This is a genomic window from Bradyrhizobium yuanmingense (assembly GCF_025200905.1).
Taxonomy (GTDB): Bacteria; Pseudomonadota; Alphaproteobacteria; order Rhizobiales; family Xanthobacteraceae; genus Bradyrhizobium; species Bradyrhizobium yuanmingense.
On sequence record NZ_CP104173.1, the window covers coordinates 3468680 to 3481457 of the forward strand.

The window sequence follows — 12778 nt, forward strand, 5'->3', positions numbered from 1 at the left end:
TCACCATGCCGCTTCATTCCAGCATCGATCCGTCGTCATCAGATTTTGCACGCAATTCCGAGGCCATGCGCGGCCTCGTCGCGGACTTGCGTGAGAAACTCAGCGAGGTCGCCGGTGGCGGCGGCGAGGCTTCGCGCAAGCGCCACACCGCGCGCGGCAAGATGCTGGCACGCGAGCGCGTCGACCTCCTGGTCGATCCCGGCACCTCGTTCCTGGAGCTATCGCCGCTCGCAGCCTATGGCCTCTATGGCGGTGACGTGCATTCGGCCAGCGTCGTCACTGGCGTTGGGCGCATCTCGGGCCGCGAATGCGTGATCGTCGCCAACGATGCCACCATCAAGGGCGGCACCTACTACCCGATGACGGTGAAGAAGCATCTGCGCGCGCAGGACATTGCGCGGCAGAACAATCTGCCCTGCGTCTACATGGTGGATTCCGGCGGCGCCTTTCTGCCGCTGCAGGACGAGATCTTTCCGGACGAGCGGCACTTCGGCCGCATCTTCTACAATCAGGCGCAGATGTCGTCGCAGGGCATTCCGCAGATCGCGATCGTGATGGGCTCCTGCACCGCCGGCGGTGCCTATGTGCCGGCGATGTCGGACGAGAGCATCATCGTGCGCAACCAGGGCACCATCTTCCTCGGCGGCCCGCCACTGGTGAAGGCCGCGACCGGCGAGGTCGTCAGTGCGGAGGAGCTCGGCGGCGCCGACGTGCATTCGCGGCAGTCCGGCGTGACCGATCACTACGCCCAGAACGATGCGCATGCGATCGGCATCGCCCGGCGTATCGTCGGCACGCTCAAGCCTTCCGTGCGGCCGAACCTGAACATGCATAAGCCGCGCGATCCGCTGTTCGCGGCGGAGGAAATCTACGGCGTGGTGCCGGTCGACGGCCGCAAGCCGTTCGACGTGCGCGATATCATCGCGCGCATCGTCGACGGCTCGGAGTTCGACGAGTTCAAGAAACTCTATGGCACGACGCTGGTGTGTGGATTCGCCCATATCTGGGGCTATCCGGTCGGCATCATCGCCAACAACGGCATTCTCTTCAGCGAGAGTTCGCTGAAGGGTGCGCATTTCATCGAGCTGTGCTGTCAGCGCGGCATTCCCCTGGTATTCCTGCAGAACATCACCGGCTTCATGGTCGGCAAGAAGTACGAGGCGGGCGGCATCGCGCGCGACGGCGCCAAGCTCGTCACGGCGGTTGCGACGGCGTCGGTGCCGAAATTCACCGTCGTGATCGGCGGCTCCTACGGCGCCGGCAATTATGGCATGTGCGGCCGCGCCTACTCGCCGCGTTTCCTCTGGATGTGGCCGAACGCGCGCATCTCGGTGATGGGCGGCGAGCAGGCCTCGATGGTGCTGAGCCAGGTCCGACGCGATAATATCGAGGCCAAGGGCGACAGCTGGTCCAGGGAAGAGGAAGACAAGTTCCGCGAGCCCATTCGCGCGCAATATGAGAGCCAGGGCCACCCGTACTACGCGACCGCGCGGCTGTGGGACGACGGCGTGATCGATCCGGCCGACACGCGTCTCGTGCTCGGCCTTGGCCTCTCGGCGGCATCGAATGCGCCGCTCGAGCCGACGAAATTCGGCCTGTTCAGGATGTAATGTGATGGACCGCTCAAAACTCTACCGGCGTTTCCGCACGCTCCTGGTCGCCAACCGCGGCGAGATCGCCTGCCGCGTCATCCGCACCGCCCGTGCGATGGGCCTGCGCACGGTCGCGATCTATTCCGAGGCCGATCGCGAGGCGATGCATGTCGCGCTCGCCGATGAGGCCGTATTGCTCGGGCCCGCCCGCGCCCGCGACAGCTATCTCAATATCGAGCGCTTGATCGAGGCCGCGCGCAAGACCGGAGCGGAGGCCGTGCATCCCGGCTACGGCTTCCTCTCCGAGAATGCCGAGTTCGCGCAGGCTTGTTATGACGCCGGCCTCGTCTTCGTCGGGCCGACCGCCGGGATGATGACGGCAATGGGCTCGAAATCCGGCTCGAAAGAGCTGATGGAGAAGGCCGGCGTGCCGCTGGTATCAGGCTATCACGGCGAGGCCCAGGACGAGGCGACGCTCGCCAAGGCGGCGGACAAGATCGGCTTTCCCGTGCTGGTGAAGGCCTCCGCCGGTGGCGGCGGGCGCGGCATGCGCATCGTGCGGTCCGCCGATGAGTTGGCGCCGGCGATCGTCAGCGCCAAGCGCGAGGCCAAGGCCGCCTTCGGCGACGACCGCATGTTGATCGAGAAGTACGTCGACAATCCCCGGCATATCGAGGTGCAGATCATCGGCGACAGCCATGGCAATCTGCTCTCGCTGTTCGAGCGCGAATGCACGCTCCAGCGCCGGCATCAGAAGGTGATCGAGGAGGCGCCATCACCGACGCTCAATGCTGCGCAGCGCGAAACCGTCTGCGCCGCCGCGCGAAAAGCGGCGGGCGCGGTGAACTATGTCGGTGCCGGCACCATCGAGTTCGTCTCCGACGGCAAGGACGTGTTCTTCATCGAGATGAATACGCGCCTGCAGGTCGAGCATCCCGTCACCGAGCTGATCACCGGCATCGACCTGGTCGAGTGGCAGCTACGCGTTGCCTTCGGCGAGGCGCTGCCGCTCAAGCAGGATGAGATCAGGCTCAACGGCCATGCCGTCGAGGCGCGCGTCTACGCCGAGAACCCGACCAAGAACTTCATGCCGTCGGTCGGCAGGATCTCGACCTGGCGGTTGCCGGCGGAGACCGGGGGCTTGCGTATCGACGCTGGCTATCGCGAGGGCGATACGGTCTCGCCGTATTATGACGCCATGCTCGCCAAGGTGATCGCGTGGGCGCCGACGCGGGACGTCGCGATCGAGCGGCTGAACCGCGGGCTGGAGGAATCCGACGTCCGCGGCATCGTCACCAACATCCCGTTCCTGTCGGCGCTGATGACGCATCCGCAGGTGCGGATCAATGCGATTGACACCGGCTTCATCGAGCGCGAGCTGGCGGTGCTGACCGCGGCGGCGCCGGCGCCTGGAGAGCTCGAGCTCTGCGCCGCAGTCGCCGCAATCGTCAACGAGGAACAGCAGGCCGCGCAGGCCGAGACGAATTCGCCGTGGCAGACCTTCGGCTGGCAGCCGATCGGTCGCCGCCAGCGCAGCTTTGCCTTCCGTGTCGGCCATGGTCCGGAGCAGAAGATCGCGCTGAACTATGGCAGCGGACCGTCGACGCTGGTGATCGGCGACCGCGAGCTGGCGTTCACGATCGCAGCGAAGGATGGGGGCTTCGATCTGACGCTCGACGGCGTCAAATCGTCGGTGGCAGCGGTCATCGATGGCCATGAGCTGTACCTGCGCACGCGCAACGGCCGCTTCGACCTGCATTGGGTGGATCCGTTCGGAGGCGAGAGCGAGGAGCATGTCGGCGAGGACAAGATCGCAGCACCCTTGCCGGGCACGGTGGTTGCCGTGCTGGCCGAGGAGGGGGCCGAGCTGGAGAAGGGCGCGCCGATCCTCACGCTGGAAGTGATGAAGATGGAGCAGACGCTGCGCGCGCCCTATGCCGGCGTGCTGAAATCTATCAAGTGCAAGGTCGGCGACATCGTGCAGGAGGGCGTCGAGCTCGCTATGGTCGAACCTGCAGGGGAATGAGATGAGCGATCCGGTCCGCATCATCGAAATGGGGCCGCGCGACGGCCTTCAGAACGAGAAGACGTCCGTCAGCGTCGAGGCGCGCATCGCCTTCATCGAGGCGCTCGTGGCGGCCGGGCTGGATACCGTGGAGGTCGGCGCCTTCGTCTCGCCCAAGGCTATCCCGCAGATGGCAAGCTCGGATGCCGTGCTGCGCGGCGTCGCGCATGTGAAGGGCGCCGAATTCCACGTGCTGGTGCCGAACGAGAAAGGCTATGACGCCGCGCGTGCCGCGGGCGCGAAAGTGGTCTCCGTGTTCGCGGCGGCCTCCGAGGGGTTTTCCCGGGCGAACATCAACTGCACGATTGCGGAGTCCATCGAGCGCTTCAAGCCGGTGCTGGCGCGCGCCAGGGAGGATGGCGTCAAGGTGCGCGGCTATATCTCCTGCGTGCTGGGCTGTCCGTTCGATGGCGAGATCAAGCCGAAGGCGGTCGCCGATCTCGCGCGCACGCTGTTCGAGCTCGGCTGCTACGAGATCTCGCTCGGCGACACAATCGGTGTCGGCACGCCAGCCAAGGCCAAGGAGATGCTGCGCGCGGTTGCGGCCCACATTCCCGCAGCCAGGCTCGCGATGCATTTCCATGACACTTACGGCCAGGCGCTCGCCAACCTCTATGCGGGCCTGGAGGAGGGCGTCCGGGTCATCGACGCCGCTGCCGGCGGGCTCGGCGGCTGTCCCTATGCGCCGGGCGCGACGGGGAACATCGCGACCGAGGACGTCGTCTACATGCTGGAGGGTATGGGCGTCAGGACGGGTGTCGATATGGAGAAGCTGCTGGCGGCGACGAACGCGATGAGCGGCGTGCTCGGCAAGCCGCCCGTGAGCCGCGTGGCCTCCGCGCTGAACGCGAAGAAGAAGCGGGCTGTCTCCTAGTTCTCCGTCATTGCGAGCGAAGCGAAGCAATCCAGAGTCTTTCCGCTGAGGCGGTCTGGATTGCTTCGTCGCAAGGGCTCCTCGCAATGACGACCGAGAGAGTTTTCAAGCCGCCTTCAGCCCGACATCCGGCAGGCGCGGGCGGTTCTTCAGCGCCTTGGCCATCAGGGCCTCGACCTCGGCCGTTTCCTGCGGCAGCAGTGCCAGGCGGGGCGGGCGCGTCAGGGCGGTGCCGCGGCCCATGATGTGCTCGCACAGCTTGATGCACTGGACGAGGTCCGGGCGCGCATCGAGGTGCAGGAGCGGCATGAACCATTCGTAGAGCGGCATCGCCTCGGCGAAGCGCCCGGCCTTGGCGAGGCGGAACAGGGTCTCGCCCTCGCGCGGGAAGGCGTTGGACATGCCGGAGACCCAGCCCACAGCGCCCATGGCGACGCTCTCGACGATGACGTCGTCGAGACCTGCGAACAGCACGAAGCGGTCGCCGACCATGTTGCGGGTGTCGATGAAGCGTCGCGTGTCGCCGGAGGAATCCTTGAAGCAGACCACGGTCTCGACGTCGGCGAGCGAGGCCAGGATGTCGGGCGTAACGTCGTTCTTGTAGATCGGCGGGTTGTTGTAGAGCATCACCGGCAGGTCGGTCGCAGAGGCGACAGCGCGAAAATGCGCGGCGGTCTCGTGCGGCTTGGAGGAATAGACCAGCGCCGGCATCACCATGACGCCGTCGATGCCGATTCGTGCTGCTTCCTTCGCGGTCTCCACCGCAAACGCGGTGGTGAATTCGGCGATGCCGCACAGCACGGGCACCCGGCCCTTCGCGACCGACTTCGCCGCTTCCATGATCGCGACCTTCTCCTTGCGCTCAAGCGAGGTGTTCTCGCCGACCGAGCCGCAGACGATCAGGCCGGAGACGCCGTCGCGGATCAATCCGTCCATCACCTTGGCGGTTGCGTCGATGTCGAGCGAGAGATCGTCGTAGAATTGGGTGGTGACGGCCGGGAAGACGCCTTCCCAGGCAACGCGGCGGCTCATGATTTGACTCCAGGTGTAGATGCCGGCGGGGGGCTGGAGCCGCCGGCTCTTGTGAAAGGGATGGGGAACGGGATCAGAGCGTCGCGCCGACCTTGCGCAGCTCGGCGAGGACGGGGGCCTTGGGCAGCCAGATCTTGTCGAACTCGGCAATCACGGCCTCGGTGTCCTTGGCATCGACCTGGCGGATCGGGATCGGTGCTTTCTTGAAGTTCTGGATCAGCGTGGGCTCGTTGCCGGCGAGCTCGTCGATCTGCGCGTCCAGCGTCGTCTTGATCGTTTTCGTGATCAGCTCGCGGTCGGCGGCGGGCAGCGATTGCCAGACGCGGCCGGAGACGACCGCGGCCATCGGCATGAAGACGGCGTTCATCTGCAGGATCACCTTCGACACCTTGTCGAAACGCTGGTTCCAGGAGAATTCGAGATCGGCCTCGAGACCATCGACTTGGCCGTTGGCCATGGCGTCGAACACTTGCGGCGTCGGGATCGGCGTCGGCGCCGCGCCGAGCGAGGAATAGAAGTCGCGATAGACCGGCGTCGGGTTGATGCGCAGCTTCATGCCCTTGATGTCGGCGAGCGAATTCAGGTCCTTGGAGGAGAACACCGCGCGCATTCCAGTGATGCCCCAGCCGAGCCCGATCGTGCCGGTCTCCTGCGGCAGCACCTCGAACAACTTCACCGCCGCCGGATGCCGCACGAACTTTGCCACCGCCGGCGTCGAGCGCACGATGTAAGGCGCGTTGATCGCGGCGATGTGCGGCACGCGCGAGCCGAGCTCGGCGGCCTGGATGAAGCCCATGTCGAGCGCGCCGGACTGCAATTGCTGCATCATCGCGGTCTCGTTGCCGAGCTGGCCGGCGTGAAAGACGGTCAGGGTCAGGCGGCCGTTGGTGGCGGCCTTGAGCTCGTCACCGAATTTGAGCGCGGCCTTGTTCCAGGAATGGCCGTTCGGCGTGATCAGGCCGAGACGGAATTCCTTGGCCTGGGCGAGCGCCAGCGACGGGGTGAACACCGAGGCGGCGGCACTGGCGGCGAGAAAGTGGCGGCGTGAAAGCGGCATCGTGGGACTCCTTTGGGCCTATTTGACGAGGATCAGCGAGAGCGATGGGTACAGCGAGAGCAGCACCAGGAGGATGCAGGCGATGACGAAGAAGGGCAGCGTCACCATGAACATCCTGCCGGGCTTGGCGCCGGTGACGGCGGCCGCGACGAAGAAGCAAAGCCCGACCGGCGGCGACAAAAGGCCGAGCACGAGGTTAATCACCACGACGACGCCGAATTGCCGGGGGTCGATGTGATAGATCTCGGTTGCGACCGGCAGCAGGATCGGCACCGTCATGATCAAGCCGGGAATGCCGTCGATGACAGTGCCGATCAGCAGCAGGATGACGTTGCAGATCAGCATGAAGCTGACCGGATCCTTGGCGACGGTCTGGATCCAGGCGGCGGTCTCCTGTGGCACCTTGCCGAAGATCAGCACCCAGGAGAACACCGCGGCGGCTGCGACCAGAAACAGCACGATCGCCGAATAGATCGCACTGCGCAGCATCATCTGTGGCAGCTGCGAGAACTTGAACTCCTTGGTCCAGAACTTTCCGACCAGGGCCGCAGCCACCGCGCCGACGGCCGCGGATTCCGTGGCGTTGGCGAGGCCGCCGAGAATGGTGCCGACGATGACGATCGGGATCAGCAGCGTCGGCGAGGTCCGCAGGATGGTCATCACGCGCTGGCGCGGCGTCTGGTAGGCCGCGCGCGGATAGTTGTAGATGTAGCCCATCAGCGCGATGACGAGGCAGAACATCACGGTGAGGATGACGCCCGGGACGATGCCGGCGATCAGCATGTCGCTTACCGAGACCTGCGCCAGCACGCTGTAGACCACGAACATCACCGAGGGCGGGATGATCGGGCCGAGCATGCCGCCATAGGCGGTCAGGCCGGCCGCGAAGGTCTTGTCATAGCCCTTCTTCTCCATCTCGGGGACCATGATCTGCGCCATGATCGCGACCTGCGCGGTCGCCGATCCCAGGATGGACGAGATGAACATGTTGGCGAGGATGTTGACGTAGGCGAGCCCACCCTTGAGCGAGCCGACGAAGGCCATCGCCATGTCGACGATGCGCCGCGTGATGCCGCCGCCATTCATGATCTCGCCGATCAGGATGAAGAGCGGGATTGCGATCAGGCCGTAGCTGTCGACCCCGCCGAACAGCTGCAGCGGATAGGATTGGAACAGCACCGGGTTGCCCGAGGCGGCGATGTAGACGAGGCCGGCGAGGCAGAGACAGAGGCCAATCGGTACGCCGACCAGCATGAAGGCCATGAAGGCTGCTGACGTGATCATCAATTGACCCCGTCGAGCTCGGAGAGCTGAAAACCCTTCGGCGGCGTGCGCGGGACCAACTCGAGATCTTCCAGCAGGTTGGCGAGACCATGTACGGTCATCGACACCGCGAAGATCGGCAGCGTCAGATAGAGCACCCAGGTCGGCCAGTTCAGCGTCTGCGTGCGCTCGGTGTAGAGGAAGTTGAAGGTCTCGGCGGCGAGCTTACGCCCGTCGAAGCCGGCGCGGGCGAGGCCCACCGGGTCCATCCAGAGCACGCAGGTGACGATCAGGGCGACGCCGAACACCACGACGAGGCCGGTCGAGATCACTTTTGCAAATTTCTGGTGCTGACCGGAAAGTCGCTCCGTCAGCATGGTCACGGCGAAATCGAGCCTCAGCCGCGTCATCGCGGATGCCCCGATGAAGGTCAGCCAGACCACGCAATAGACGGCGGATTCATCGATCCAGTAGATCGGGAAATGCGAGTAGCGGGTGACGACGTTCACCAGGATCAGGCCGGTGAGCAGGTACATCAGGCCCATCAGCGCGAGCCGCTCGCAGGCGAGCAGGGCGCTCGACATCCGGACGATCATGCGTCGGAGGCTGAGTGCGCGCGTGGCCGGCATGGTCTGCTCGATCATGAAAGAGGCCCCAACCCCCTGAAGATTTGTCGTGCGATTGCCAAATGTATAATTTATACATTTTGGGAGTCAAACGGAGTTTGCGGTCATTTCGGCGGCAGGGCGCGCGTTTGCTGGGCACTATGCGGCGCCCCGGCTTTTGCCGGGCAGCTCGACATGCAAGACAGGGACCGCGTCGGCCGCGCGAGTCGGGAAGGACATCGGACGATCAGATGAAACAGCCTCTGAAGCATCGCACCCTGTCGGCTGCGATCGTCGACCAGCTCCGCCAGGCAATCCTCGACGGCTCCTATCCGGCCGGATCGCAGCTGCGCCAGGACGCGCTGGGCGAAGCCTATGGCGTCAGCCGCATCCCGGTGCGCGAGGCGCTGTTCCAGCTCGAGGCGGAAGGCTTGGTGCGCATCGTGCCGCAGAAGGGCGCCATCGTCTCGGAGCTGTCGTTGGACGAGATCAACGACGTGTTCGACCTCCGCCGTATCCTGGAGCCGCGACTGCTGGCGCAGTCGGCGCCGCGCTTCACCGCGCAGGATTTCGACGGGCTCGACGACATCCACCGGAGCTTCGAGAAGGCGATCAAGGCGCGCAACGTCAGTGAGTGGGGCCAGCTCAATGCCGACTTCCACATGGCGCTCTACGTCCACGCCCCGCAGCCGCGCACGCGCGCGATCGTGCTGTCGCTGCTGCAGACCAGCGACCGCTACACGCGGCTACAACTCTCCAACACCAAGTCGATGGGCATTGCCGAGAAGGAGCACGCCCATCTGATCGCGCTCTGTCGTGCGCAGAAAGTAGAGGAGGCCTGCCGCTTCCTGGAGCGGCACATCGAGGCCGTGCGCAAAGACCTGCTGCAGGTGGTGGCGAACGCGCCGAAGTCGCGGCGGAAGGAGAAATCGTAGGGTGGGTTAGCCGAAGGCGTAACCCACCGCTGTTCGTCTCCGCTGCGACAGAAGAGGTGGATTACGCCTTCGGCTAATCCACCCTACAGGCCGGCGATCGCTTCTACCTGCTCCCGTCCGGCCCCATCACGAGGTCCGGCAGCCAGGTCGAAATCCCCGGCACCAGGCACAGCAGCAGCACTGCAAGCATCATCAAGAGCACGAAGGGCAGCGTACCCCAGATCACCTCGCGCAGGGGAATATCGGGCGCGACGTTGCGGATGACGAAGATGTTGAGGCCGACCGGCGGATGAATCAGCCCCATCTCCATCACGATGGTCATGACGACGCCGAACCAGATGATGTCGAAATTGGCGGCGCGGAGCGGCGGCAGGATGATCGGTGCCGTCATCAGGATGATCGAGACCGGCGGCAGGAAGAAGCCGAGCACCACGACCATGACGAGGATCGCGAACAGCAGCTCCCAGCGCGGCAGATGCATCGCGACGATGGATTCGGCGACCGATTGCGAGATGTGCAGATAGCTCATCACGTAGGAATAGAGCAGCGACATGCCGATGATCATCATCAGCATGGTCGATTCCCGGATCGTCGACTTCATAATCGGCGCGAGGTCGCTCGGCCGCCATACGCTGTAAATTGCAGCGATCAGCGCCAGCGCGAGGAGGCCGCCGAGGCCCGCGGTCTCCGACGGCGTGGCGTAGCCGCCATAGAGCGCGACCATGACGCCGGTGAGCAGCAGCACGAAGGGGATCACGCGCGGCAGCACGCTGAAGCGTTCGGCGAGCGTGTACTCGTCACGATGCAAGATCGGAGCTTCCGGTTCGCCGTTCTTGTAAGCCACCTCGGCGGCGGCATATTCCTGGCGGAAGCGAACGACGGCATAGGCGCCGAATAGGAAGACCAACAGCAGGCCGGGACCGATGCCGGCGAGGAACAGGCGGCCGAGCGACTTCTCGGCGGCGACCGCGAACAGGATCATCGTGATCGAGGGCGGCAGCAGGATGCCGAGCGTGCCCCCCGCTGCGATGATGCCGGCGGCGAAGCCGCCGGAATAGCCGCGCTTGCGCATCTCGGGGATCCCGGCCGAGCCGATCGCCGAGCAAGTTGCCGGCGAAGACCCCGCCATCGCCGCGAACAGCGCGCAGGCGAACACGTTGGCAACGCCGAGGCCGCCGGGCACGCGGTGCAGCCAGGCATGCAGCGCCAGATAGAGATCCTGGCCGGCGCGGGACTTGCCGATCGCCGCGCCCTTCAGGATGAAGAGCGGGATCGACAACAGCGTGATCGAGGCCATCTCCTCGTAGACGTTCTGCGTCACCGTATCGAGCGAGGCCGAGGGCATGAAGATGGCCATGAACACCACCGCGACCGCGCCGAGCGCGAACGCAATGGGCATGCCCGAGAACATCACGAGCAGCGTCACGATGCCGTAGGCGACGCCGATACCGAAAACGCTCATGGCCGCTTGGCTCCGGCGAAAGGCAGCGCAAGCTGCACGAGGATCTGGATGCAGAGCAGGCTCATCCCCAGCGCCATAAGCGTGTAGGGAATGGCGAGCGGCGGCGACCACATCGAGTTGGAGACCTGGCCGTCGACATAGGCTTCGTGCGCCAGTGTCCACGACTTCCAGGTGAAGAAGGCGCAGAACAGGAACGTGGCGGCATCGACCAGCCAGAGCCGGACCCGGTTCGCGAATGGCGAGAGCAGGCCGACGAAGGCCTCGATGCCGATATGACCGCGGTTCTGCTGCACATAGGCCGCCGTCATGAAGGTCGCGCCGACCAGCAGGAACACGGCGGCTTCGTCCTGCCAATAGTTCGCGGCCTTGTACAGCGCGCGGCTGAGCACGCTGTAGCTCAGGATTGCACAGGCCGCGACAAGTGCGATCGCGGCGAACACGACGATGATGCTGTTGAGGACGGCGAGACCGCGATCGATCGCCGCCGCAGGGCCGGTCCCCGCGGCAACGCTCGTCCGGTCGTCACGATCCGGAAGCGGACCGTGGCTCATGCTGCGACGTCGATGGCGAGCTTGAGCAGGTTTGCGGCGGTCGCGGTCTTGGCGCTGTAGTCCTTCCACGCGGTGTCGCGGGCGATGTCGCGCCATTTTCCGACGGTGGCGGCGTCGAGCGCCGAGACCTTGGCTCCGGCCTTCTCATAGACCTTGGCGACCTCGACGTCGTCATCCTGCGCGCCCTTGCGGCCGAAGGCTTCGAGCTCGGTGCCGACCGCGAGCAGGATGTCCTGATGGTTCTTCGGCAGCTTGTCGAAGATCGCCTTCGACATCATCAGCGGCTCGAGCATGAACCAATAGGAGGCGCCCGCGCCCGAGGTCAGCGACTTCGCGACCTCTTCCAGGCGGAACGAGATCAGGCTCGTCGAGGAGGTGATGCCGGCATCGCAGGCGCCGGTCTGCATCGCCGCGTAGATCTCGTTCGACGGGACCGACAACACCGAGGCGCCGGCGGTCTGCAGCACCATGTCCATCTCGCGCGAGCCGCCGCGCACCTTGAGGCCCTTGGCGTCCTCCGGGACGACGATCGGCTTGGAACGGCTGGCGACGCCGCCGGCCTGCCAGACCCAGGTGAGCAGGATGATGCCCTTGTCGGCCAGGAAGTCGGTCAGCGCCTTGCCGACGGGCTCCTTCTTCCAGCGCAGACCCTGGTCGTAGTTGGTCACGAGGCCCGGCATCAGGCCGATATTGGTTTCCGGCACTTCGCCGCCGGCATAGGGCATCGGATAGAGGCTGATATCGAGCGCGCCCTTGCGCATGGCGGAGAACTGCGCGTTGGTCTTGATCAGCGAGGAGTTCGGATAGATCTCGGCGGCAATGTCGCCATTGCTGCGCTTACTCACTTCGGCGGCGAACATGCGGCACAGCCGGTCGCGGAAATCGCCCTTGTCGATAGTGCCGCCTGGGAACTGATGCGAGATCTTCAGCGTGGTCGCGGCCTGCGCGGTGCCGGTGCCGAAGCGGAGAATGGCAGGTGCCGCGACGGCGGTCGCGAGCAGATGGCGGCGCGTGAACATGATGTAATCCCCTTGGGCGTTTCTTTGGGCGTTTCTCGGAGTGTTTTGGCAGAGGTGATTTGAACTGGGTTCTTCGCGACCGCGGGGCCAATCCAAGCCGGTCTCCATCCGATGGTCTTTCATCTGATAGTTCGAGACAGAGTGCCGCGGCAAGTGTCGGTTGTGCTGCGCTGCAGCACATCCGATCCATGCGGGCTCGCCAATCAACGAGGGCGGCTGGCCGCAGAAATTTATCGATGGTCAGCGTAACAACGCCACACGGCTATCCGTCGAGACAGGATAGCGGCGTCCGTCGCTGACAAACAAATCACGAAGGAAGATGA

11 protein-coding genes are annotated in these 12778 nt (G+C 64.9%); 4 read left to right on the plus strand and 7 right to left on the minus strand.

Going from position 1 to position 12778, the window contains the following annotated elements:
• Nucleotides 1-5 precede the first annotated feature (5 nt).
• From N2605_RS16345 to N2605_RS16355, 3 genes are read left to right on the plus strand one after another with little or no spacing between them, the layout of a single operon-like run.
• Nucleotides 6-1610 (plus strand): carboxyl transferase domain-containing protein, encoded by a 1605-nt coding sequence (locus N2605_RS16345; protein WP_035999644.1) that lies wholly within the window; start codon nucleotides 6-8, stop codon nucleotides 1608-1610.
• Nucleotides 1611-1614: 4 nt separating this feature from the next.
• Nucleotides 1615-3618 (plus strand): acetyl/propionyl/methylcrotonyl-CoA carboxylase subunit alpha, encoded by a 2004-nt coding sequence (locus tag N2605_RS16350; protein WP_260347251.1) that lies wholly within the window; start codon nucleotides 1615-1617, stop codon nucleotides 3616-3618.
• 1 nt (nucleotide 3619) lies between these two features.
• Nucleotides 3620-4531 (plus strand): hydroxymethylglutaryl-CoA lyase, encoded by a 912-nt coding sequence (locus N2605_RS16355; protein ID WP_260347252.1) that lies wholly within the window; start codon nucleotides 3620-3622, stop codon nucleotides 4529-4531.
• Nucleotides 4532-4636: 105 nt separating this feature from the next.
• On the opposite strand, the gene N2605_RS16360 is transcribed toward N2605_RS16355, so the two are convergent.
• From N2605_RS16360 to N2605_RS16375, 4 genes are all read right to left on the minus strand, one after another.
• Nucleotides 4637-5563 (minus strand): dihydrodipicolinate synthase family protein, encoded by a 927-nt coding sequence (locus N2605_RS16360; protein ID WP_260347253.1) that lies wholly within the window; start codon nucleotides 5561-5563, stop codon nucleotides 4637-4639.
• A 73-nt stretch (nucleotides 5564-5636) separates the two neighbouring features.
• Nucleotides 5637-6620: a TRAP transporter substrate-binding protein gene (locus N2605_RS16365; protein WP_260347254.1), complete on the minus strand. Its 984-nt coding sequence runs from the start codon at nucleotides 6618-6620 to the stop codon at nucleotides 5637-5639.
• A gap of 18 nt (nucleotides 6621-6638) precedes the next feature.
• Nucleotides 6639-7904 (minus strand): TRAP transporter large permease, encoded by a 1266-nt coding sequence (locus N2605_RS16370; RefSeq protein ID WP_036045581.1) that lies wholly within the window; start codon nucleotides 7902-7904, stop codon nucleotides 6639-6641.
• Nucleotides 7904-8512, minus strand: a complete 609-nt coding sequence (locus N2605_RS16375) for a TRAP transporter small permease (protein ID WP_035999731.1) — start codon at nucleotides 8510-8512, stop codon at nucleotides 7904-7906. Before N2605_RS16375 ends, N2605_RS16370 begins: the two co-directional genes overlap by 1 nt.
• 227 nt (nucleotides 8513-8739) lie before the next feature.
• On the opposite strand from N2605_RS16375, the gene N2605_RS16380 reads away from it, so the two are divergent.
• Nucleotides 8740-9423: a GntR family transcriptional regulator gene (locus N2605_RS16380; protein WP_036027964.1), complete on the plus strand. Its 684-nt coding sequence runs from the start codon at nucleotides 8740-8742 to the stop codon at nucleotides 9421-9423.
• A 103-nt stretch (nucleotides 9424-9526) separates the two neighbouring features.
• On the opposite strand, the gene N2605_RS16385 is transcribed toward N2605_RS16380, so the two are convergent.
• From N2605_RS16385 to N2605_RS16395, 3 genes are read right to left on the minus strand one after another with little or no spacing between them, the layout of a single operon-like run.
• Nucleotides 9527-10885, minus strand: coding sequence for a TRAP transporter large permease (locus N2605_RS16385; protein ID WP_057029144.1), 1359 nt, complete (start codon nucleotides 10883-10885; stop codon nucleotides 9527-9529).
• Nucleotides 10882-11436 (minus strand): TRAP transporter small permease, encoded by a 555-nt coding sequence (locus tag N2605_RS16390; protein WP_057029145.1) that lies wholly within the window; start codon nucleotides 11434-11436, stop codon nucleotides 10882-10884. The genes N2605_RS16385 and N2605_RS16390 overlap by 4 nt, the downstream gene beginning before the upstream one ends.
• Nucleotides 11433-12455: a TRAP transporter substrate-binding protein gene (locus N2605_RS16395; RefSeq protein ID WP_225156065.1), complete on the minus strand. Its 1023-nt coding sequence runs from the start codon at nucleotides 12453-12455 to the stop codon at nucleotides 11433-11435. Before N2605_RS16395 ends, N2605_RS16390 begins: the two co-directional genes overlap by 4 nt.
• Nucleotides 12456-12778: the final 323 nt, after the last annotated feature.

Bases quoted from the DNA above. Each gene is read 5' to 3' on its own strand.
- N2605_RS16345 (WP_035999644.1), top strand. From the start codon at position 6: ATGCCGCTTCATTCCAGCATCGATCCGTCGTCATCAGATTTTGCACGC.
- N2605_RS16385 (WP_057029144.1), bottom strand. From the start codon at position 10,885: ATGAGCGTTTTCGGTATCGGCGTCGCCTACGGCATCGTGACGCTGCTC.
- N2605_RS16360 (WP_260347253.1), bottom strand. From the start codon at position 5,563: ATGAGCCGCCGCGTTGCCTGGGAAGGCGTCTTCCCGGCCGTCACCACC.
- N2605_RS16350 (WP_260347251.1), top strand. From the start codon at position 1,615: ATGGACCGCTCAAAACTCTACCGGCGTTTCCGCACGCTCCTGGTCGCC.
- N2605_RS16370 (WP_036045581.1), bottom strand. From the start codon at position 7,904: ATGATCACGTCAGCAGCCTTCATGGCCTTCATGCTGGTCGGCGTACCG.
- N2605_RS16375 (WP_035999731.1), bottom strand. From the start codon at position 8,512: ATGCCGGCCACGCGCGCACTCAGCCTCCGACGCATGATCGTCCGGATG.
- N2605_RS16395 (WP_225156065.1), bottom strand. From the start codon at position 12,455: ATGTTCACGCGCCGCCATCTGCTCGCGACCGCCGTCGCGGCACCTGCC.
- N2605_RS16390 (WP_057029145.1), bottom strand. From the start codon at position 11,436: ATGAGCCACGGTCCGCTTCCGGATCGTGACGACCGGACGAGCGTTGCC.
- N2605_RS16380 (WP_036027964.1), top strand. From the start codon at position 8,740: ATGAAACAGCCTCTGAAGCATCGCACCCTGTCGGCTGCGATCGTCGAC.
- N2605_RS16355 (WP_260347252.1), top strand. From the start codon at position 3,620: ATGAGCGATCCGGTCCGCATCATCGAAATGGGGCCGCGCGACGGCCTT.
- N2605_RS16365 (WP_260347254.1), bottom strand. From the start codon at position 6,620: ATGCCGCTTTCACGCCGCCACTTTCTCGCCGCCAGTGCCGCCGCCTCG.